This is a genomic window from Paenibacillus shenyangensis, from assembly GCF_000346635.1.
In the GTDB taxonomy this organism is placed as follows: domain Bacteria; phylum Bacillota; class Bacilli; order Paenibacillales; family Paenibacillaceae; genus Saccharibacillus; species Saccharibacillus dauci.
Genome location: NZ_AOIG01000024.1, coordinates 19,643 through 42,540, shown reverse-complemented (window position 1 = coordinate 42,540; position 22,898 = coordinate 19,643). Strand labels below are relative to the sequence as shown.

Below are 22,898 nucleotides of genomic sequence, written 5' to 3'. Positions count from 1 at the left end.
TGTATCGTCCCCTTTTCGTGATGTTTTTGAACAACGGTTAATTATTCAAAAAATAGTGTACCATGCGTACCTGTTTTTTGTCGTCACCAAAAAAGCACAACAATGCCCCCGGACAGGAGTACGCCTGTTGTGCTGCTTTTGTATCCAAATGTAATCAGGATCGCATTTCGGCATCCATTCGAATCTGATTGCGTCCGCTATTTTTGGCCTGATACAGTGCCATATCTGCACGGTAGAACAATGACTCTACGCTGACATCTTTGTCTTTCCAGTTCCAGTCGGAGACTCCGCCGGACACAGTGACTTTGGGCTCTGTCTCTGTGCTCACTCTCTCTCTGATCTGTTCCGCAATGTGATAAGCACGGCTCTTATCGACCTGCGGGAAATAAACAGCCAATTCTTCGCCTCCCCACCGGGCAGCAATATCTCCATCACGAATCAGCCGCTGAATGATCCGACTCACCTGCTTGAGAATCTCATCACCTACCTGATGACCATACGTATCATTTACTACTTTGAATTTATCAATGTCTACCATCAACAGTGATCCGCTATAGGTCGCATTCTGATAATTGCTGATCGAATCATCCAGATACCGGCGCTGATACAATCCTGTCAGTGCATCTCGACTGGCCATGCGCTGAACCTCCGAATGAAGAGCAGCGTTGGCTACTGACAATCCGATATGTGTAGTAATGACCTGTAGCAATTTAAAATTGTCATAGGAAAAATAATGACTTTTCGGATGCCCCAGGTAAATGGCACCTATGACTTCCCCGCTGCTCATCAGTGGTGAGGCAATCATCGAACAGGAACCCGTCTCTCTCATGAAAATCGATTCCGTTCCCGGTACACTGCAGTAATCGGACATAATGATAGGCTCTCTATTCCGGTAAATTAGTCCGGTATAGCCCTCATTTTTGTCTACCGATCCACCTACCAGAGCTGGTACATTACCTGAAACGACTTCAAATCGATCTGACTTTGGATTCAGATATAATACAATCACATGCTCGGCTTTGAATACTTTCAGCAGTTCGCCTACAGCAAATTCAAATATTTCTTCCAGCTTCAGGCTCTGATTCAGCCGATGGGTAATATTATTGATCAGCCGCAGATCCTCATTGAGCAGCTGGGACTGTTCATACAGCCTTGCATTTTCAAAAGTTCGTCCTGCCGCTTCGGCGATAATCACCAGCAGCTCCAGATCTTCTTCCTCCAGCGGGTAATCCGACATAATATGAAAGACCCCATAAATGCCCTGTTTGCCCATAAGTGGAATCGCCGCTTCCATTCTATCGGAATCACCGTCTGTGCCTGGATGAACAGCCACCGATAATTCTCCTGTCGAAAATGTGCGTAAACACATATCATCCAGCGAAGACTGCATGACTAGCGGCTTAACGCGTGGATTCAGATTCTGATCTCCCTGGGACACCAGCAACTCGAATTGAACAAGCGGATACATCTGATCTACAATAGCGAACATCTCGGTAATGATCGCATCTACCTCGAACTTGTCATACATTCGCTGGATAATATGAAACAATACAGTTCGGCGCTGTGCCTCCCGTTCAATTACCGTCTGGGAACTCAGCATATCTGCAACAAACGTATATTCAAACCGCTTGTAAAATAGTGACCGGTAATGCATCCCCAGCATCTCCAGATCACTGACCGATACCGGATGATCCTCTAAAGAAATGCAGCCAAGCAGCACAAACAAGGTATCGTTTGTACGTGTGTACAGCGGCATAGTCATTACCCCTGCCATTTCTACAGATAACTCTTCCGTTGTCGCAGAACGCTGCCAATCCTTGATAGACTGCTGGATTAGCAGCTCCTGACCGGGCTTCAGGCCGACTCCTCCTATATATTTACGCTTATGGTTCAGCAGGAACCAGGCAGAACGACAGACTTTGTCAATCGTCCGATTCTGCTCATACCAGTCTTTGAGAGATTCTTCAAGTAATGCTTCAATATGCAAAAAATCGGATTCGCCGATATCTGCCTTTTGCAGCCAGAACGCGTCATCAGTGACAGGCACCACAGGGTAGGAGGTATGCCCGGCTTCAGCGCGCCAGCTCTGTGCTGACGAATTCCATAGATGATCTGGCATAAAATCCTCCTCATGAATTCGGCGTATTCAGCCGGTAAATTTAGACTATGAATCATTTTCATTTTACAAGCAGACCCTCTGGATTGCACGTATAATTCCAAACACTTAACACAGAAAAATTCTCGCTGATTATTGCGTGAAAATGATTGACTTTATGTTTATATTCAAGATATAATTTATTCTTGATGAAGAATGGATAGATTCTGATTTGGGCGTAACGTTGTTTCACCCTCACGCTTATGGTTGCTGACAAGACTGCGGCTGAACATTCCTGTCAGTAGTGTGGTTTTCTATCCTGCCTCACGACAAATCATAAGCGGCAACTTGAATCAAAGACCCAAAGCCCCGTATTTTTATCAAAAACTATACTTTAATTACGAAGGAGCTTGCTATAAATGGCACGTTACACTGGTCCTAAATTTAAATTAAGCCGTCGCGTAGGTATTTCCCTGAGCGGCACTGGTAAAGAATTGAAACGCCCTTTCCCTCCGGGACAACACGGTCCTAACCAACGCAGAAAAATGAGCAACTACGGTATGCAGTTGCAAGAAAAACAAAAACTGCGTTTCATGTACGGTCTGGGTGAAAAACAATTCGCTACATTGTTCGAAAGAGCACAAAAACTGCCAGGCATCGCTGGTGAGAACTTCATGTTCCTGCTGGAAAGCCGTCTGGACAACCTCGTTTACCGTATCGGCTTCGCAAACAGCCGTCCAGGTGCTCGTCAGCTGGTAGCTCACGGTCACGTGACTGTAAACGGTAAAAAAGTAGATATCGCTTCTTACTCCGTAAAACCAGGCGATGTAATCGGTCTTCGTGAAAAAAGCCGTGGCCTGACTTCTGTTAAAGAAGCTCTGGAAAATCGCACTCATCTGGTAGCTTACGTTGAGTTCAACGAAGGCGCAGTAGAAGGTAAATTCATCCGTCTGCCTGAGCGTTCTGAACTGACTCAAGACATCGATGAAAGACAAATCGTTGAGTGGTACAACCGTTAATCTTAACGACGAAAAACCGCCGGAATCTCCGGCGGTTTTTTTTATGCTTTTTTTCAATTGTATCGAATAAGAAAATCGTATTTTATAGATCCATTTTGCCTGATTGCTACTTGATGCATAGTCCTTCTCATAGCTAAAGGCGTGACCTGCACCGTCCTCATATTACTGTACTTTGAACTGGGAAACAACCGAGTTCAGCCCATCGGATACCTGATTCAGTGATTCTGCAGACTGATTAAGCTCTTCCAGTGAAGTGAGCTGTAGTCGAGAACGTTCCAATGCATTCGTGGCACCTGCCGAAGAGGTTCTGGCGATATCAGCCAGCTGGCTAATCGAGGCGCTTACTTCCTCCGAACCGGCAGACATTTGTTCAGAAGCCGACGATACCTCCTGTACTTCATCCGCTACACGCTCAATATCACGGCTGATGGCGATAAATCTTGTTTCGATCTCCTCCAAAACATGCAGTCCTTCATTCACCTGCATACTGCCTTCCTGCATGCCTTGCAGCGCTGCACGTGTCTCGGTCTGCATAGCACTTACCTGAGTAGTAATCTGTCCGGCAGACGAACTTACATTTTCGGCCAGCTTACTGATCTCGGAAGCCACGACAGCAAATCCTTTACCATGCTCGCCTGCACGTGCAGCTTCAATCGAAGCATTAAGTGCCAGCAGCTTGGTCTGTCCACTAATCTCCTGGATAATATCAATAATACCGCCGATCTGGATCGACCGCTCATCCAGAGAGTTTACGACCTCGCCTGCCTGATCCAAAGCACTTTTGGCTGTATGAATCTGCTGGTTCAGTTCAGCCAGCTTGGCATTACCCTGACGGGTCTTGTGATCAATCCCCTGGGTAGCTTCGGATACCTGCTGCACCGATTCTGCAACACGCTGAATACCGATAGCCATCTCTTCCATAGCTGTAGTACTCTCCGATGCAGCAACCATCTGGACTTCCGCTCCATGTTTTACCTTCTCCATCTGTTCCACATTTTGCTGGGCTTCACGAGCAGCCTGGGACATTCCATCCGACAGATGCCCAGCGGTCTCCTGTACCGTGTTGGATTCTTGACGCAGTTGGCTGATCACAGAAGATGTCGATTGTAATACACGCTGGAACCCATCGGACATTTGCCCGAACTCATCCTGCCGATCACTGGTCAGTTCGTTCGAATAGTCTCCCTGTGCCATCTGATCACTTAGCTGACGAATTTTACGGACTTCTTTGACCATGCTGCGGTTATTCATCCACAGTGTACTAAGGATAATCACAATCCCGATCAAGCTGATAATACTGAGTAGGAGCAGCAGATCATTGGTCGGTTTTTGTACCTGTGCTTCAGGCAGCATAATACCTATTTTCCAACCTGTCTGTTCAATAGTATCAAACAGGAATTGTTGATCTTCGTCGCCAAGAGAAAGATTCATCTGGCCGGAAGCATTGCTCTGAATCTGCTGTTCAAATGCACTACCAGCGGCATCAGAAATAGAAGTTCCTGCTTTCATCGTCGTGCTGCCACTTGCCAGAATATTCCCCTGGCGATCGATCAGAACAGCGGCTCCGCCCATACCCACATTCAGTTTGCTGACGATATTCTGAATATTGCTCATATCCAGATCTCCCGTAGCTACACCGATGATTTGATTATTGGCATTATAGATAGCCTGACCTGCTGTAATCATGGATACATTGAGTTTGGTATCCAGATAAGGATCGGAATAATACATATTCTGCTTGGCCGCCACACTACCGGTATACCAAGCCTGATTCAGATAATCGTAAGCCGGATCATCATATTCAGACGTAGAAGTAATTTGCTGTCCATCATGATGTGCATAGGTAGAGCGGTATTTCACACCCGGCGCATACGCATTTTCCGCAAAAAATATCCCCATTCCATAGGTAATACTACTTTGCTTAACGTCTTTTTCAATAATTTCTGTATATTTGGCAATATTAATGTCCGAGCCAAGCTGCCCTGCTGTACTTGCAAATGAAGATACAAGCAGCGAATGACTGGATAGCTGATTTGTAATATTGTCGGCTACATTGGTCAAAGAGTGACTCACACTGTTATTAATCTGTTCGTTCAGCTTTTGCTTGGCAAACTCATAGGAGATTGTACTGATCAGCAAAAGGACAACGAATATAATAGGCATCACAGTCCACATCATTCTTGCCTGGATGCTTTTGAATCGGTATCTGGTCAAATCCTTCTTCCTTTCCATGGTAGGTTGGTTATCTAACTCCTTTTATCGACATTTTTGGATAAATTGTATATAGCAAACTCATAAGGTCATTAAATATACATAGCTATACCATTTTCCCTATAACAAAAAGGGAATAGAACAATGTTCTATTCCCTGCATGTATGGATAAATGAAATGCTATCTTTAGTATATTAAGCAGACCGGGGGCTGGATGTATCAGTGGTAGATTGTTCTGCCTGTCTGGTCTCGTTACTTTCTTCACTCTCTTTTGGATCTGTTTCTGTTTGAGAATCTGTACTTTCTTTATGTTCCTGCAGATCATGTACATGGATAAGTTCGTGCTCATCAGATGGACCGGCATCCGATTTCGGAGTCATTTCAGCTACAGGTTCTGTCTGAAATTGTGCAATCAGCTCATTCAGGGTATCCGAGATACTATGAAGCGACTGTGCAGAAGCTTCGAGACGATCAAGCGCAGATAGCTGCTCGACAGAACGTTTGTTAGCCTGACCTGCTTTGGATGATGTATTTTTGGCAATATCCGCCAGGTTTTCGAGTGAAGCTGTAATCTGCTGTGCACCTGCAGACATCTCTTCGGAAGCAGAAGAGACTTCCTGGATCTCGGCAGACATCTGCTCTACATCTCCTTTGATCGAATCGAACATTCGGCGGGTATCTTCCAGCGAGCTGAGTCCACGAGTTACCCGTACAGCCCCACTTTCCATTCCCATCAGTACAGCTGCCGTTTCTTCCTGCATAGCTACGATCTGTGCGGTAATCATTTTGGTGGACTCGCCTACACTGGTTGCCAGATTACTGATCTCGGAAGCGACCACCCCAAATCCGCGCCCTGCTTCTCCTGCACGTGCAGCTTCAATCGAAGCATTGAGAGCCAACAGTGTTGTCTGCTTGTTAATGCCCTGGATCATATCGATAATACTGCTGATTTGCTGGGCCCGTTCATTGAGCGAGCCAGCCATTTTACCGGCTTCATCCATTACCAGCTTGGCCGAATCCATTTGCTTGACCACTTTATGCAGCTGATGATTGCCTTCTCCGGTCTTCTGTTCCATTTGCTGTGCAGCACTGGCTACTTCTTGTACCGACTCAGCAATCCGCTGTACACCTGCTGCCATTTCTTCCATGGCTGTAGTACTTTCATCCGTAGCTTGCAGCTGTGTCAGAGAACCCTGCTCCATATCTACCAGCTCATCCACATTATGCCGCGCATCTGCTGCAGTCTGTCTGGAATCCTCGACCATATGTGCTGCAGTGTTCTGGATCAGGGAAGACTGTTCATCCAATCGCCGAATAACTGTACCTGTAGATTCCAGAATATGATTGAATTCTACAGCCATTTGTCCAAACTCATCGCGACGATTGACTTCCAGACGTTCAGAGTAATCACCAGCTGCCATTTTACGGCTCAGATTCATCATTTTTCGGATCTCCCGAATCATGCCCAGATTATTCCACAGTATAGCTCCTGCCAGTACAATTAGACTGATACCGCCGATAATGAGCAGAGTATTCAGCATCTCGCGTGCAGGCTGCTGGATTTCAGCTTGGGATAAAATAATCCCTGTCTTCCATCCGGTTCCTTCCAGCGTCTGGAAATACATTGTGTAACTCTGGCCTGCCAGCTGAATCGAAGCTTGCCCTTTATTTTGCGCCATCACCGCAGCCAATGCTGCTTTATTAACGTTCTCTGCTCCGGTAAACGCACCGCCTGCCTTAATCCCTGTCTCGCTGCTGGCCAGTACATTTCCATTATGATCCAGCAGTAAAGCATGTCCAACCGCTCCAATATCCATATTATTAATGTAATCACGGATACTATTGATATTCAGATCGGATGTTGCTACTCCCAGAGCCTGACCTGTAGCACTACGAATCGTTTTGCCCGCCGTAATCATCGTCGTGCCTGTTTTCTCATCGGTAAAAGGTTCGGTGTAATAGATCCGGTCAAAATTACCCAATGTGCCTGTGTACCATGGCTTACTCAAATAATCATATGCCGGATCGTCATATTCAAAAGTAGACGAAATATTGTCTCCTTTGCGTGCTGCATAGACAGAGTGGTATTTGGCCCCATCATCAAAAGCATCTGCTGCAAAATAGATACCGCTGCCGTAGGTCATGGCACTCAGCATTGTCCAGCGTTCGGTGAGCTGGGCATAATCGTCCATATTCATTATTTCATGAGTCTGTCCGGCGGCAGCAGCCAGTGAAGAAGCTACCGTCGAATTGTTAGTAATCTGTTCCTTGATACTGGCAGTCACTCCATTAAGACTGCTGGTCGCCGTATTGTTCATTTCTTCATTGAGCTTTTGCTTCGCAAATTGGTAAGAAAGCACACTAATAAGTACCAGTACGATCAACACAATCGGCAATAATGTTGCCAGTGTGCGTGCCTGGATACTTTTAAATTGAAAACGTCCCACGATAATCCTGTCTCCTCTATTATGTATTCAAATAAACCCCACAATCTATATATATCGGCTGAAGGCTTCTATAACTTTAGAACTATATTCACACAAATATTGTTCAAGCAATATTTGTGTTAAGGATGTGTCTAATTCTACAAGCTACTTACCCAAGAAAAAAATATACTCATCCATTGTATTTGAACAAAAATTGCAGTTTATATTCCTTTATGCGTTTCCATAGCGATGATTTCTATTGATTTTATTCATCTCTATATACAAAAACACACGCTCTTTTCACCGGTTGGTCCGTGAAAAAAGCGTGTGCCTTATATGCCATTTGGCCCTGGGTAATGATGGCCCAATTAGATGCTTCTATACTATTAGCTGGTTTTCAGTTTGGCAAATTTACGTTTGCCGACCTGTACGATATCTCCGTCTGCAGGTGTAATCATCGCGTTCACATCATCAATTTTCTGTTCATTAATTTTGACAGCACCCTGCTGAACGCTGCGTCTTGCTTCACTCTTCGAAGAAGCAAAGCCCAAATGGCTAATCAGGTCGATCAGACCGATACTGCCGTCTGTGAGTATACTTTGTTCCAGAGTCACTTCCTGAATATCATCCGGCAGTGCACGCTGCTGGAATACGGTAACAAAATGGTTTTTCGCAGCTTCTGCAGCTTCCTGGTTATGGTACATGCGAACATAAGTATGAGCCAGATTCATTTTGGCATCACGAGGGTGTACACTGCCATCTTCCAGGCCTTTGCGCAGTGCAGCCAGATCTTCATTGGAAATGTCTGTAGTCAGCTCGTAGTATTTCGCCATCAGCTCATCCGGGATACTCATCGCTTTACCGTAGATCTCATTCGGCTCTTCATCAATACCGATGTAGTTGCCCAGACTTTTACTCATCTTCTGTACGCCGTCCAAGCCTTCAATCAATGGCAGCATGATCGCTACCTGCTGCTCTTTGCCGTACTCTTTTTGCAAGGTACGACCCATCAGCAAGTTGAACTTCTGATCCGTACCCCCCAGCTCGATATCACTTTCGAGTGCAACCGAGTCCATCCCCTGCATCAGCGGGTAGAAAAATTCATGAATGCTGATCGGCAATCCACCCTGGAAACGTTTGGTAAAGTCATCCCGTTCCATCATGCGTGCTACCGTTACTTTGGCAGCCAGGTTCACCACTTCTGCAAAATTCATCGGGCTCAGCCATTCCGAGTTGAAATATACTTTGGTCTGGGCAGGGTCAAGGATTTTGTTAATCTGCTGCTGGTAGGTCTCTGCATTATGCTTAACCTGTTCTTCGGTAAGCTGTTTACGGGTTTCGGATTTACCGGTAGGATCACCGATTCGGCCAGTGAAATCACCAATAATCAGCTGCACCATATGACCAAGCTCCTGGAACTGGCGCAGCTTTTGCAGTACAACCGTATGGCCTACATGAATATCCGGTGCAGAAGGGTCAAGACCCAGCTTGACGGTCAATGGTTTGCCGGTTGTAATCGATTTGATAATCTTGCGGCGCAGCTCATCCTCCGGTACAATCTCGGTTACTCCGCGCCGAATTACGCTTAACTGACGTTCCACTTCAGCTTGCTGATCTGGTGTTAGTTCTTCCCATTTTGCCATCATAATCGCTCCTTTAAATTAACTCTTTTATCCTGAATAAATCGGTTCCTGATAGGACAGACAGGCTTGCGAGATTATTTATGAACGCAAAAAAGACCTGTCCACCCCTATAAAGGGACGAGCAGGTCTCGCGTTACCACCCTAATTAGAACCTGATCCGATCGTCCAGCAATCGACTGCTATAGTACAGCTGCCGATCCCAAAGACGTCTTCTCCGGATTCTCACTTCATTATTTATAACGGAACATTCATTCCGGTCCTGGCTTATATGTGCTTCATATCCTGACGAAGGTTATGTCTGCATTTTCACCGGACGGCTCCAGACCTGTAATTCAAAGGAAGTCCTCTCCGGTTCGCACCAACCACCGGCTCTCTGATTCAGGATGATCTTCACTTCTACTGGGTGTCTTTCTCAGCCTTTGCCATATCCAATTGTCGAAAACTTGCTGTAAAGATATTACGTTTATATCACACTCATACAATCAAGTCAACGCTACGACTTCCGACTTTGTGCCTATCTGCTGCTTATCGGTCGTAAGAAACTGATTGTAGACTCATGTTTTATGCTATAATAGTGGCTGGTAAAAGGGGGAAGAATCATGGCTGAAAAGAAGGACATTCGTCCAACAAAAAAACCTGACCGTTCCGCCGGTACCCGTTCTCGGGGCCGCAGGATCTGGACAACCATCAAGTGGATCTTGATCGCAGGCTTTACCTTCTGTCTGTTCGCTGGTGGTATTTTGCTGGGCTACGTCTCTTCCATTGTAAAAGATGAACCCGTACGTTCGCGTGCAGAAATTGTAAAGTCGATTGATGAAAATGCAGTAACCGGCTTTGCCTATTTTAGTGATGCTTCTCCAATTGGTCAGCTCAGAACAGAGGAAGACCGGAGACTTGTTACTTTTGATCAAATTCCGCAATCCGTTATCAATGCTATTATATCCATAGAAGACAACCGGTTTTATGAACATATGGGTGTGGATATGAATGGTACACTTCGCGCCGTCAAACAGAAAGTGCTGAATGAATCGGTTCAGACTGGCGGTAGTACGCTCACCCAGCAGTTAGCAAGACGGGTATTTCTGAGTGCGGATAAGACCAACGACCGCAAAATCAAAGAAATGCTGTTATCCATGCGGATCGAGCGTTTCCTGACCAAAGATGAGATTTTAACAGCGTATCTGAATAAAATGCCTTTCGGTAAAGGCTCCAGTGGATACAATATTTTTGGTATCAAGGCAGCCGCCAAAGGAATTTTCGGTATTAATGATCTGAATGAAGTCAATATTGCAGAAGCTGCCTATATGGCAGGTCTGCCCCAGCTTCCAACTGCCTATTCTGCGTTTAACAGCGGCGGCAGTTTCAACGAGGCCGGCTTCAAACGTGCTGTAGAGCGCCAGCAGCTGGTACTGAAACGTATGAATGAGCTGGGCAAAATTACAAATCAGCAGTATCGCGAAGCTCTTGCTTTTGATATCAAAGGAGCTCTTGCCAAACCAACATCCAAAGCCTACTCTACGTATCCTTATCTGATGATGGAGACTGAGCGTCAGGGTGCCCAGATTCTGCTGAAGCTGAATAATCCTGATCTGGATAAAGCCAAAGTTTCTTCCCAGGAATATAATGAGTTATTGGAAGAATCACGGCAAAAACTGCTTACAGGTGGCTACCGTGTGTATACGACGATCAACAAAACGGTCTATAACACCATGCATGAAATTGCAGCGGACAGCAGCAATTTCTCACCTGATAGCAGCAGCAAAGGAAAAGAACAAACGGCAGCAATGATGATCAATCACAAGACCGGGGCAATTCTCGGTATGATTGAAGGTCGCAGCTTCCAGGAAGAACAGATGAACTATGCGACCCAGATGACAAGGCAGCCCGGCTCAACAATGAAGCCTATTGCCGCCTACCTGCCGGGACTCGATTCCGGAGCAGTACAGCCGGCGAGCATTCTGGATGATGCACCGCTCATTATGGAAAATGGCAGCAGAGGATATCATATTCCTGGTAATGCCAATGGGCGTTACCAGGGTCTGGTTACTGCACGTACAGCGCTGAATGAATCTCTCAACCTGCCTGCCCTAAAAGTATTCAACCAGAAAGTCGGCATTGCCAAAGCATGGGCATTTGCCAAAAAACTCGGCATTACTACGATTACCCAGGATGATTATTCCGCTCAGACCGGCGTACTCGGAGGTTTAAAATATGGGGTAACTGTTGAAGAACTCACCAATGCATACGGCTCTATTCCAAACCAGGGTGTATTCAATGATTCCTATATGATCAGCAAAATTGTGGATCCATATGGTAATGTAGTCTATCAACACAAAGCAGAGCCTACACGTGTCTACTCCAAGCAGACAGCGTATCTGATGACCGATATGCTGCGTACGGTTATCTCGGGTTCTGATGGAACAGGACGTTCCCTGCAAAGCCTGTTTAACAAATACGGCAAAATTCCGATTGCCGGTAAAACAGGATCTACCCAGAACTATGCAGATGTATGGTTTATGGGCTTTACACCGGATGTAACGCTTGGCGTATGGGCAGGTTATCGTGAACCTGTTAATACGCTGTCCGAGGATGGCAAAAAGCGTGCCCGTACACTCTGGGCAACGATTATGAACAGAGTGACGGACAGTGATCCGGAGCTGTTCAAGACCGATTCCTTTACCAAACCGGACGGCATTGTAACCCAGACTGTATCGGGTTATAGCGGCAAGCTGCCGACCAGCGCTACACGGCGATCCGGCAAGCTGGTTACCGATATTTTTAATGCCAAGTTTGTACCCAAAGACTTTGATGATGGTGTATCCTATGCCAAATATATTACCTATAACGGTGTAAACTATATTCCGCAGGACAGTACGCCGGATGATATGGTCAATCAGCGTACAGTTGTCAAACGTGAAATGCCTATTTCACAACTGATCAAAGATCTGCAAAAAGCATTGTCCAGGTCTTCTGGTGCCAGATATTCACTTAGTCATTATCTGCCGGAAGATGCAGGTGCAGATGCACCGACAGCTGTTGACCCGCGCAGGGATGATGGCAGTGCACCAGCTGCTCCAAGCAATGTACGTATCTCGATCAGTGGTGGTAGTGCCAGCATTACCTTTAACTCCAGTGGTTCCGCGGATGTAGTCGGATATCGTCTCTATCGTTCTACTGGCGGCGGATCGTATCAGTATCAGAAATCGATTCAGCTGGGCAGCAATTACTTTAGCTCCAGCGTACCGGGCGATGGTGCTTCATCCTTCTACGTGACTGCCGTGGATGTTGGCGGTCATGAATCAGCTTCCAGTGGTGCGGTGAGCTACAGTCCTGTACCTGTAGAGGAAGAAGTTGTTCCGGATGATCAACCAATGGAAGGCAGTGAGCTTGGTGATGGTTCAGCCGATGAGAATGATGGTGAACAAAGTGATAAACCGTCAGATGATGGCGGTGCACCGGAGACACCTTCTTCGCTCAGTGTTCAATCAGGAGGCTCGGGTATTGCCAATCTGACCTGGAAAGCATCATCCAAGACAACCACCAGCTACAAGGTGTATTTCAGTCACTCCAGTGGCGGTCCCTACAGCCTGGTCGGGGATGTCAAAGATCCTGCTTACCAGTACAACACAGGCACTAAGATCAAAGGATTCTTTTATGTTGTTGCTGTAAATGGCGATCAGTCCTCTGCGCCGTCTTCCGCTGTAGCATACAAAGAATAAACTTATGATCTGACAGCCCTATAATCCTTGGTTAAATCACAGCTACAAAACTTGTCACTCCACTAAACCATTGAACCAAGTCTCTTCACCATCCAAAGCGCATGTTCCGAAATCTACTGATTTCAGGAGCATGCGCTTTTTGATGATTGTTGAGTTGATGAATATCTCATTTTACAAATACATTTCTGCTATATCGCTTCTTTGGTAATGTCAGTACAGATGCGATATAGATACATTACAACTTAAGTTTTGTATCTAAGTCTAGATCTGTATCTGTACATATTTTGTATATTATCTACGTCTAGCGAAGCAAGATATCAGACTTTCATATGGATGATCAAATCAGCTCGTTTATTTTGCCTTGTTCACGCAAAAAAACCTCCTATTCTATATAGAATTAGGAGGTTTTTTGCATTCTAATTATATCTATTATTTGAAATTAACGCTGATTAACGGATAGACGCAAGATTGTCTCGTGAGGCAGAATCACGCGAGGATTATCTACGTTTTCCTTTTTCATCAGCTTGGTCAGCAGACGCATAGCTACTGCACCCAAATCATACATTGGCTGTGCAACAGTCGTTAGTTGTGGACGTACCATGGATGCCATACGAATGTTATCGACAGAAATAACAGAGAAGTCATCTGGCACTTTCAGTCCTTCATCCTGAATGCTGTGAATAGCACCAATTGCCATTTCATCGGTTGCCGCGAAAATAGCTGTCGGACGTTTTTTGAGGCCGATAAAGTACTTCATCGCTTCCACGCCGGACTCGTAACGATAATTACCGATACGTACCCAGTCTTCTTTGTATTCGATATTAGCGGCTTCCAGTGCCTTTTTGTAACCCTGGAAACGGGAATAACCATTCGCCGGATCCTGCAGCGTACCACTAATCATCGCAATTTCACGGTGTCCATGACGAATAAGTGTATTTACTGCATCGAATGCAGCCTGCTCATGATCGATGTCTACAGAAGGAATGATGCCTTCTTCGTCACGTGTCGCGCACAATACGATAGGTACTGCAGCCGTCTGAAACGCTTGCAGATGATCTTCGGTTACGGTTCCACCCATGAATAACAGGCCATCTACCTGTTTCTCCAGCAGGGTATTCACAACGCGAATCTCTTTTTCCTTTTTCTTGTCGGCATTACACAGGATAATATTATAATGGTACATATTTGCAATATCCTCGATACCACGAGCGATTTCGGCAAAGATTGAATTTGAAATATCGGGAATAACAACACCTACGGTTGTTGTCTTCTTGCTTGCCAGTCCACGTGCTACGGCATTCGGGCGATAACCCAGACGTTCAATCGCTTCATAGACCTTTTTGCGGGTCTGTGGTTTGACGTTAGGGTTATTATTTACTACCCGGGATACGGTAGCCATGGATACGCCAGCTTCGCGTGCTACATCGTAAATAGTTACTGTCACGTGCCTTCTCTCCATTACCAATAAATTTTCGTTACATTTTCAACATTTTTCTTAATTTTTCAATTACGTTCATGATACGATAAAACACTATGGTATGCAATCATATGAAATGATGCTTAGGATAGTGCCTCACGTAACGCGCCTGAAGTAATACGGGAATGCGATGTATTCCATACCGGTTCTCCGTTTTTGATCAATATAGCCTGTGGTGACTCATGCTTAAGTTCCAGCTTCTCTGCTGCCGCGTTGGAAACATCACGATTCTCCACCACATAAATCAATCCGTAATCCACCTCTTCGCTGGGACTGCCACCGAGGTAAGATTGAAATTCACTATATGCGCCTGCACTAATCGGACAACGGGTACTATGTTTAAAGACAAGAAGTGGTCTCTCTGTAGTGTGGTCGAGAGCTTCCTGTAATTGATCGATCGTTGTCAGTTGATTTACATTTGCCATTATCCACACATCCCCTTTTTTGCTATCCAGAATGTAAGAACGTTTTCATGATTAACTATCATAAGTATCTTACCAAAAAACGGCCGAAAAATCTATTTTTTTGTCATTGTTACCGCTTTTTTCGGGTTCTACGCTTGAAAGTCACTTTCATGAACATTCTCATTTATATTTCATAGAGTATACAATTAGCAGCAATTATATCTAATTATCCTTATCATGAGGTTAATGAAACAACAAAATCACTTCAATTTTGATTGATTTTTGTTATTTTGTTACAATATAGCCCATAGCCGCAGGCCATATGACTGAATCAAGCTATTATTTTTATCCCAATACTGATTGGTAAAGAAAGGAAGTTCATAATGAGATTAGCAGGGAAAAAGGTTATTGCTCTGGTTGATGAGGAATTCGAGGATCTGGAATTATGGGTTCCGGTATATCGCGTACGCGAAGAAGGGGCTGAAGTCCATCTTGCCGGCGCCGAAAAAGGCAAAAAGTATATCGGCAAATATGGTGTACCTGCCGAAGCCGAGTACAGCTTTGACGAACTCGATAGTGCCGATTATGATGGCATACTCGTTCCTGGCGGATGGGCGCCGGACAAATTGCGTCGTTATCCGAAAGTGCTGGAACTGGTACGCGAGATGAACGAAGCACGCAAGCCGATCGGTCAGATCTGTCATGCAGGCTGGGTTTTGATTTCTGCTCATATTTTGAAGGGCGTAACCGTCACTTCCACTCCAGGCATCCGTGACGATATGGAAAACGCCGGGGCTATCTGGAAAGACGAAGCGGTTGTGGTTGATGGACATATTATCTCAGCACGTCGTCCACCTGATCTGCCTCCTTATGGTAAAGCATTCTGCGATGCACTTGCAGGTGAATAAGCGTATTTAAACAACAATAACCGCTCCCATTAATATAGGGAGCGGTTATTGTTGTTATAGATTATGACGATTCTCTCAGGATATTGGCGAGCAGGCGAGCTGTTCGTCAGCAGCAATCAATTCGTGCAGTGCTGTGTTATAACGGCTCATCTCCTGCTCGATCTCGGCAGCCGTCTTGAGCTTCATCCAGCGGGCAGCTTGCTGTGCTGCTTCGGTTGATGAAGTGTGCAAAATGGATTGCTTGATGCGCAGCAGTGATTGCGGCGACATACTCAACTGCTGTACACCGAGATGCATCCAAAATGGCAGAGAACGCTCGTCTCCTGCCATCTCTCCGCAGATACTTACCGGAATGCCACTGGCACGGGCTGCTTCCACCGTCGCTCGCAGCATACGCAGCACAGCAGGATGATACGGATTATACATATGCGCGATATGCTCGTTCATCCGGTCTACCGCAAGCACATACTGTACCAGATCATTACTGCCGATACTGAAAAAATCGCATTCATCGGCCAGTAGATCTGCAATAGCAACAGCAGCCGGAACTTCAATCATAATTCCTACTTCGATATCGGGATCATAGTGTTCTTTACGTTGATCCAGTTCCTGCTTGGCTTGCTTCAATGCCGCGTTCGCCCGGCGCAATTCTTCCAGGGAAGAGATCATCGGATACATGATTTTAACTTTGCCGTAGGCACTTGCACGCAAAATAGCACGTAGCTGGGTTCTGAACATCTCCGGATGATCCAGACAGATACGAATAGCCCGGTAACCAAGGAATGGATTTTCTTCTTCGGGCAGCTCGAAATAATCAAGTTCCTTGTCGCCGCCAATGTCCAGTGTACGAATGACAACTGGCTGACTTTTGGACTTCTCTACTACCAGTCGGTAAATCTCAAACTGTTCCTGCTCTTCCGGCAATGATTTCCGGTCCATATACATAAATTCGGTGCGGAATAGTCCCACACCTTCGGCTCCATGATTCAGTGCAATATCCAGTTCCTTGATAGAGCTGATATTGGCAGACAGACGCATCTTCATGCCATCTGATGTAACCGGCTCTACTGACGTGAGCAGTGCCAGTTGACGCTTGCGCTGCTGCTGCTCGGTACGCAGACGCTGATAGGATTCTATGATCTGTGCATCGGGCTCCACATATACTCTGCCCTGGTCACCGTCGACCACGACCATTTCACCTGTCTGGATCAGAGACTCCAGCTCATTCTCCAGACCGGATACGAGTGGAATACCGAGTGCACGGGCCATAATGGCTGAATGGGATGTTTTGCCGCCCATCATCGTTACGATGCCCAGTACATGCTGTGGATTCAAATGCACCAACTGCGAAGGTGGCAGTTCCTTGGCGACCAGAACATAGGGCTGTGTATCGGTTGGAAGTGTCACTTCCGGTGCGCCCAGCAGATGCTTGAGCAGGCGATTGCCTACATCCTTGATATCGGCTGCACGTTCCTTCATATATTCATCATCCAGCAGATCGAACATCGTCACAAAATGGTCCGTGGCTTCCTGTACGGCAACTTCAGCTGCCTTGTACTGACGCTCGATCAGCCCCCGGATCTCATTCATAAACTCGGGATCTTCCAGAATAGCAATATGTGCATCGAAAATGCTGGATTCTTCCGGACCCGCAATTTCCTCGAACTCATTTTTCATCGACTCGATCTCGTGCTTGGATGTACGGATTCCTTCGTATAAACGTTCAAACTCCTGGGTCAAATCGACAGTATCCAGCTTCTGATCGGGTACATCCCATTCCCAGGTAGGCAGTACAAATGCTTTTCCAATGGCTACTCCAGCAGCAGCCGCAATTCCCTGAATCATGCTTTTTCCTCCCCACCGTTCTTATCATGCAGTACGACCGACATTACTGTACCCTGTCCTTTTTTCACCTGTTTGAATGGAGCATAGCTCCAGGATCGTACACGGTCAGGGTTCGTAATTACCATAGGTGTCGCAAGAGACGGTGCGTTTTTTTGCAAGGTATCGAGATCAAACTTGATTAACAGCTGACCGGGTTCGATAACATCTCCGGCAGCAACAAAAGCTTCAAAACATCCCTTTTGCTGGGATGTATCAATTCCGATATGAAGCAGAATTTCCACCCCTTCTACTGTTCGTATACCCAGTGCATGCATAGTTGGGTACATATGAATAATCGTACCCGCTACAGGTGCTACCAGTTCACCGCTCTCGGGAACAAAGGCAACTCCCTCACCAACCAGTTTGCCGGCAAAAATCTGATCCGGCACTTCCGCGAGCGGAATCATACGACCCTGTACCGGAGCACAGAATTTCACATGAGACAGATCGTGATCCATGAGTTTGCGAATTTCTTCGCGAATCAGTTCGGAGTATGTACCGAATACAATCTGTACATTGCCTCCACCAAGCTTGATCAGCCCGGCCGAGCCCAATTCCTTGAGCGCCCGGTTATCCAGTAGACGATCATTCACTACCGTGAGACGTAGACGAGTAATACATGCTTCCACCTGTATAACGTTGTCCTTGCCACCCAGTGCCTGCAAAATTAGCGGCGCCTGATACGGAATATTCCCGACCCAATCTCCCAGTGTCGAGGCTTCTTCGCGTCCGGGTGTCGGAATCCGGAACCTTCGAATAGCAAACCGGAAAATGGCATAATAGACCAGCGCATAGGCGATACCAATCGGTATAAGCAGCCAGGCGTTGGTAGACAAATGATAATTAAGCACATAATCAATCACACCGGCAGAATAAGAGAATCCATGGTGGATATCCAGCGCATACGTAATCCACATCGCCAGTCCGGACAGAAAAATATGAATCATGAACAAGCCCGGCGAAGCAAACAGAAACGCAAACTCAATCTGCTCGGATACACCAGTCAAAAAGCAGACAAGCGCTGCCCGCATAAACGTTTTACGGACTTTGGGTTTGAGATCTTCTCTTGCTTCATGAATAATAGCCAGCGCAGCCGCAGGCAATGCAAACATCATAACCGGATATAGTCCTGCCATATAGATGCCCGCCGTCGGATCACCACTGAAAAAGCGCGGAAGATCACCCTGCACTATATCTCCATGTGCTTCATACGATCCAATCTGAAACCAGAAAATATTATTGAGCAGATGATGCAGCCCAAAAGCCGACAGTACACGGTATAATGCTCCGTACAGGAACAATCCCAGACCGCCCATCGTAGATAACACCCAGGTCAGCCCATTTAGTACATTCTGAAGCAATGGAGCCATCCACAGCATCAGACAGGCAAACAAGGATGAGAATAATCCCATAAATAAAAGAACAAAACGCGATCCGCCAAAAAACTGGATCGCTTCAGGAAGCCGCACATTTTTGAACCGCCTGTAGGCCGCCCCGGCAATAACACCTATAATGATGCCGATTAATGTGGAAGGCTGGATTAATTCACTGCTAAAATGCCGAATGACATAGTCGTATAACGCCATACCGGCAAATGCAGCCAGACCGGCGGGGCCTTCCTGATTGGCAAGTCCCAACGCGACGCCTATCGCAAAAATGAAAGGTAAATAGTGAAAGATACTCTGTCCTGCTACAGTAGCGACTTCCGAGATCACAGGTGCACCCCATGTATCCCACGGTAGTCCGCCAACACTGAGCAGTATGGCTGCAGCTGGAAGTACCATCGTTGGCAGCATAATTGCCCTTCCGAACTGCTGCAGGGAACCTAGCCAGTTCAACGCGCCTTCCCCCTTCCTATACCTGATGGTACGCTGTTGATATGCATTTGTCAAAGCAGTTTATGCATTTTGTAACGCCGGTTTTCAGCGGATCGGAATACTTCATCAAAAGAACCTTATATACGCTGATTTTATACTATTTTGCTATCGATATATACCCGCAATCATTGCAGCAAAAATGCACCCCAAATGTTCATTGGATCACCTCAAAAGGAGTCCCCTGTTCATTTTAAAGGGTGCATTTTAAAAATGATATGCGATTAGCTGGATTTCGAATATTATTTAAACAACATATTATTTAAACAACCATCGGCGATCTTTACAGGTTGAGCATGAAAGTACCCGAACATCACATTCAGCCAAACCGTTCAGATTTGTAGCTGGCTCCATGCTTTCTAGCTCCGAACCGGACGCAAAATAGCTTCTTCGACTTTGATACAGCGGTCCATAATGATATTCATCTCATGCTGACGGGCAATCTCTGCCGCTTCCTCACTGAATACACCCAGCTGCAGCCACAGCGTACGGGCATGAACATCTGCCGCTTCCTGTGCCACTTCGGCACAGAACTCACTACGGCGGAATACATTGACCATATCGACTGGCTCCGGAATATCTCGAAGACTAGCATAACAGGTCTCGCCAAGAATCTGTTGACCGGCTGCCATTGGATTAACCGGGATAATGCGGTAGCCGCGGCTTTGCATAGCGCCTGCTACCATATATGAAGTACGATCAGGCTTGTCCGACAGCCCTACTACAGCGATCGTACCTACCTCTTCAAGTAATTTCTTAATTTCTTCTCTGGAAGGATTCTCAAAAGCCATCCTGTCCGCCTCCTTTATTACATGGGATATTCAACTTTATACCCATTCTACCTTGGCACCAAGCGCCTGAATATGATCAAAGTACTGCGGGTAGGACTTTGCTACATGATGAGCATCCTGAATACGGATCGGGGCTTTGGCACGCAGTCCAACAATCGACAGGGCCATGATAACGCGATGATCATAATGCGCATCGATCGTAACGCCACCTTCAACGCCTTCCGGACGGCCATGTACGATAATTTCTGCCTGCTTCTCTTCTACATTAGCCCCGGCTTTGCGCAGTTCATTCAAATAATCAGTAATCCGGTCACATTCCTTGTAGCGCAGATTCTCTACATTATAGAAACGTGAAGTGCCCTCGGCAAATACAGCAGCAGCTACCATGGCCAGTACAGCATCGGTGGCAGCATCGCCATCAAACTCTACTGCTTTGAGATGACCATTACCCTGTACATGTACAATTCCGTTTTCATGAGTAAGAGGTACCTGCATCATCTGAAGCACATCGACGACTGCTTTTTCTCCCTGTTTGCTCTCTACCGGCAGACGGTGAATCGTTACATCGGACCGGGTTACGGCTGCAGCGGCCAATACGGCTGCCGAACCAGGATAGTCTCCCTGCACGGTATATTCCTGCGCCTTGTACTGTTGTCGGCCCGGTACACGATAGTGCATCAGATCTTCACTCGCTTCGATAACGATACCTGCCTGGGACAATACTTCAAGCGTTTGTCCAACGACCACTTTGGATTTCAGATCATGCAGCACTGTAATCTCGCTGTCTTCTTCCAGCAGCGGAGTCAGGAACAACAACGCACTCAGATACTGGGAGCTGACACTACCGGAGACAGTAATTTTGCCACCTTTGGGTTGTCCACCGCGAATGGTAATCGGAAGACGTCCCTGCTGATGCTCTACCTGTACCCCCAGCTGACCGAGCGATTCAATCAGATCATCATGCGGACGTTTACCCAGTGAATCCGGATATGTATTGACAAAGGTAACCTCCGGGCACAGCGCTGCAATCGCCATCAAGAAGCGTAGTACCGCACCGGCGTTGCCTACATTCAGTTCTTTTACATCACGTGGCTTGCTGCCAAAACCGGTAATAACAATCTTTTCTTCATCTTCTTCCAGTATTGCTCCCAGATCGCGGATACAGCGGCGCATGGCATCACTGTCTTCACTGTGTGCCGGGAAATGGATTGTACTGGTACCTTCTGCCAGAGCGGCAACCAGCAGGTAACGAGTCGTATAGTTTTTGGAGGATAAAGCTCCAATCTCTCCTTTTAATACGGGGGTAGGGGTAACGATAACATCCATGATTCATTCTCCTTATTTAGACAAAATAATAATCGCATGATAGAACTCAAATTACGCCGGAACAGCTGTCAAATTGACAGTGCATATGATGCTCGGTATGATGAACACAGATCATTTTAATTTTTAAGCAGTATTACTATCTGCTCTTGATAATTATTCCAAAACTCAACGAATAGGGGTAAAACATATTATGGCTAACGAAACACAAATTACAACAGACGAACTGCGTCAGCGGTTAGCGGATGGTGAAAAGCTGCAGCTGATCGATGTACGCGAGCATGACGAAGTCATTTATGGCATGATCGAAGGGGCACGACATATTCCCATGAATCAGATTCCGGTACGAATGGAAGAGATCGATCCAGATGTTCAGACCGTTCTAATCTGCCGCAGCGGTGCGCGCAGTGAACGTGTACGTGAGTATCTAATCCAGAATGGCTATGATAACTGCCTCAACATGTCGGGCGGTATGATTGACTGGATGGAAGGCGAATAAGCCTTCCTTTTTTTATGTCAGTCTTCGATTTGCTGCTCCATCATTCTCTATAACATATCCCCTTTACTTCTCTGCCTAAAACCTAAAAAGCTTAGACGCGGTAACGTGCTAAAACGCAAGAAACGACTTCTTCCGGGGTTAACAGCGATGTATCCACTGTTACGTGAGCAAAGTGATAAGCATCTTTGCGTTCCTCCATAATGGTCTGTACTCGTTCTCTCGTGTCACCAGCAAGCAGCGGACGATTATTGTCGCCTGCCACACGACCCACAATATGATCGACATCGGCTGTCAGCGCTACAACCAGTCCTTTATCCAGCATAATGGCACGATTCAGCTCACGCAGTACGCATCCGCCTCCGGTAGAAATCACCTGACCGGTCGATTGAAGCATCTCTTCCAGCACCCGACTCTCCAAATCACGGAAATAGGCTTCACCTTTGGTACGAAAAATCTCCTGTACCGATATTCCTTCTCTCTCGGCAATGATCGTATCCATATCCACGAGCGGATAAGATAGCTGTTCAGCCAGCAGCGTACCTACAGTCGTTTTGCCTGTCCCCATCATACCGACGAGAATGATATTGGAATGCTGAATTTCACTTTCCTGATGCAATATACACAC

The 22,898-nt window shown here is 46.3% G+C and carries 15 protein-coding genes; 4 read left to right on the top strand and 11 right to left on the bottom strand.

What is annotated here, in order from left to right; genetic code table 11:
* Window positions 1-154 precede the first annotated feature (154 nt).
* Window positions 155-2,119 (bottom strand): sensor domain-containing diguanylate cyclase, encoded by a 1,965-nt coding sequence (locus H065_RS0118995; protein WP_017814667.1) that lies wholly within the window; start codon window positions 2,117-2,119, stop codon window positions 155-157.
* A gap of 395 nt (window positions 2,120-2,514) precedes the next feature.
* Here H065_RS0118995 and rpsD point away from each other — a divergent pair, with 395 nt between their 5' ends.
* Window positions 2,515-3,114: a 30S ribosomal protein S4 gene (gene rpsD, locus H065_RS0118990; RefSeq protein WP_017814666.1), complete on the top strand. Its 600-nt coding sequence runs from the start codon at window positions 2,515-2,517 to the stop codon at window positions 3,112-3,114.
* Window positions 3,115-3,276: 162 nt separating this feature from the next.
* On the opposite strand, the gene H065_RS0118985 is transcribed toward rpsD, so the two are convergent.
* The 3 genes from H065_RS0118985 to tyrS form a co-directional block, all read right to left on the bottom strand.
* Window positions 3,277-5,292, bottom strand: coding sequence for a methyl-accepting chemotaxis protein (locus H065_RS0118985; RefSeq protein WP_238557995.1), 2,016 nt, complete (start codon window positions 5,290-5,292; stop codon window positions 3,277-3,279).
* Window positions 5,293-5,519: 227 nt separating this feature from the next.
* Window positions 5,520-7,772: a methyl-accepting chemotaxis protein gene (locus tag H065_RS26385; protein ID WP_017814664.1), complete on the bottom strand. Its 2,253-nt coding sequence runs from the start codon at window positions 7,770-7,772 to the stop codon at window positions 5,520-5,522.
* A gap of 365 nt (window positions 7,773-8,137) precedes the next feature.
* On the bottom strand, window positions 8,138-9,394 hold the full coding sequence (gene tyrS, locus H065_RS0118975) for a tyrosine--tRNA ligase (RefSeq protein WP_017814663.1): 1,257 nt from the start codon (window positions 9,392-9,394) through the stop codon (window positions 8,138-8,140).
* 599 nt (window positions 9,395-9,993) lie between these two features.
* On the opposite strand from tyrS, the gene H065_RS0118970 reads away from it, so the two are divergent.
* On the top strand, window positions 9,994-13,113 hold the full coding sequence (locus H065_RS0118970) for a transglycosylase domain-containing protein (RefSeq protein ID WP_017814662.1): 3,120 nt from the start codon (window positions 9,994-9,996) through the stop codon (window positions 13,111-13,113).
* Window positions 13,114-13,552: 439 nt separating this feature from the next.
* On the opposite strand, the gene ccpA is transcribed toward H065_RS0118970, so the two are convergent.
* Both ccpA and ytxJ read right to left on the bottom strand, forming a co-directional pair.
* Window positions 13,553-14,557, bottom strand: a complete 1,005-nt coding sequence (gene ccpA / locus H065_RS0118965) for a catabolite control protein A (RefSeq protein WP_017814661.1) — start codon at window positions 14,555-14,557, stop codon at window positions 13,553-13,555.
* A gap of 116 nt (window positions 14,558-14,673) precedes the next feature.
* Window positions 14,674-15,015 (bottom strand): bacillithiol system redox-active protein YtxJ, encoded by a 342-nt coding sequence (gene ytxJ / locus H065_RS0118960; RefSeq protein WP_017814660.1) that lies wholly within the window; start codon window positions 15,013-15,015, stop codon window positions 14,674-14,676.
* Window positions 15,016-15,374: 359 nt separating this feature from the next.
* Between ytxJ and H065_RS0118955 the strand changes: the two genes are divergently transcribed.
* The gene (locus H065_RS0118955) at window positions 15,375-15,902 is read left to right on the top strand and encodes a type 1 glutamine amidotransferase domain-containing protein (RefSeq protein ID WP_026136337.1); all 528 of its coding nucleotides are present in this window, start codon (window positions 15,375-15,377) and stop codon (window positions 15,900-15,902) included.
* A gap of 75 nt (window positions 15,903-15,977) precedes the next feature.
* Here the strand turns inward: H065_RS0118955 and ptsP are convergent, their stop codons facing one another.
* The 4 genes from ptsP to aroA form a co-directional block, all read right to left on the bottom strand.
* Window positions 15,978-17,747 carry a phosphoenolpyruvate--protein phosphotransferase gene (gene ptsP / locus H065_RS0118950; protein WP_017814658.1) on the bottom strand — a complete coding sequence of 590 codons (1,770 nt, stop codon included), beginning with the start codon at window positions 17,745-17,747 and terminating at the stop codon, window positions 15,978-15,980.
* Window positions 17,744-19,624 (bottom strand): glucose PTS transporter subunit IIA, encoded by a 1,881-nt coding sequence (locus H065_RS0118945; RefSeq protein ID WP_017814657.1) that lies wholly within the window; start codon window positions 19,622-19,624, stop codon window positions 17,744-17,746. Before H065_RS0118945 ends, ptsP begins: the two co-directional genes overlap by 4 nt.
* Before the next feature lie 395 nt (window positions 19,625-20,019).
* The gene (locus H065_RS0118940) at window positions 20,020-20,451 is read right to left on the bottom strand and encodes a CoA-binding protein (RefSeq protein ID WP_017814656.1); all 432 of its coding nucleotides are present in this window, start codon (window positions 20,449-20,451) and stop codon (window positions 20,020-20,022) included.
* A 36-nt stretch (window positions 20,452-20,487) separates the two neighbouring features.
* Window positions 20,488-21,777, bottom strand: coding sequence for a 3-phosphoshikimate 1-carboxyvinyltransferase (aroA, locus tag H065_RS0118935; protein WP_017814655.1), 1,290 nt, complete (start codon window positions 21,775-21,777; stop codon window positions 20,488-20,490).
* A gap of 190 nt (window positions 21,778-21,967) precedes the next feature.
* On the opposite strand from aroA, the gene H065_RS0118930 reads away from it, so the two are divergent.
* Entirely contained in the window at window positions 21,968-22,273 is a 306-nt protein-coding gene (locus H065_RS0118930; RefSeq protein ID WP_017814654.1) for a rhodanese-like domain-containing protein, read from the top strand.
* 91 nt (window positions 22,274-22,364) lie between these two features.
* Here the strand turns inward: H065_RS0118930 and H065_RS0118925 are convergent, their stop codons facing one another.
* Entirely contained in the window at window positions 22,365-22,889 is a 525-nt protein-coding gene (locus H065_RS0118925) for a shikimate kinase (protein ID WP_017814653.1), read from the bottom strand.
* Window positions 22,890-22,898: the final 9 nt, after the last annotated feature.

Bases quoted from the DNA above. Each gene is read 5' to 3' on its own strand.
- tyrS (WP_017814663.1), bottom strand. From the start codon at position 9,394: ATGGCAAAATGGGAAGAACTAACACCAGATCAGCAAGCTGAAGTGGAA.
- ytxJ (WP_017814660.1), bottom strand. From the start codon at position 15,015: ATGGCAAATGTAAATCAACTGACAACGATCGATCAATTACAGGAAGCT.
- ptsP (WP_017814658.1), bottom strand. From the start codon at position 17,747: ATGATTCAGGGAATTGCGGCTGCTGCTGGAGTAGCCATTGGAAAAGCA.
- H065_RS0118985 (WP_238557995.1), bottom strand. From the start codon at position 5,292: ATGATGTGGACTGTGATGCCTATTATATTCGTTGTCCTTTTGCTGATC.
- H065_RS0118930 (WP_017814654.1), top strand. From the start codon at position 21,968: ATGGCTAACGAAACACAAATTACAACAGACGAACTGCGTCAGCGGTTA.
- H065_RS0118995 (WP_017814667.1), bottom strand. From the start codon at position 2,119: ATGCCAGATCATCTATGGAATTCGTCAGCACAGAGCTGGCGCGCTGAA.
- rpsD (WP_017814666.1), top strand. From the start codon at position 2,515: ATGGCACGTTACACTGGTCCTAAATTTAAATTAAGCCGTCGCGTAGGT.
- H065_RS0118940 (WP_017814656.1), bottom strand. From the start codon at position 20,451: ATGGCTTTTGAGAATCCTTCCAGAGAAGAAATTAAGAAATTACTTGAA.
- H065_RS0118970 (WP_017814662.1), top strand. From the start codon at position 9,994: ATGGCTGAAAAGAAGGACATTCGTCCAACAAAAAAACCTGACCGTTCC.
- aroA (WP_017814655.1), bottom strand. From the start codon at position 21,777: ATGGATGTTATCGTTACCCCTACCCCCGTATTAAAAGGAGAGATTGGA.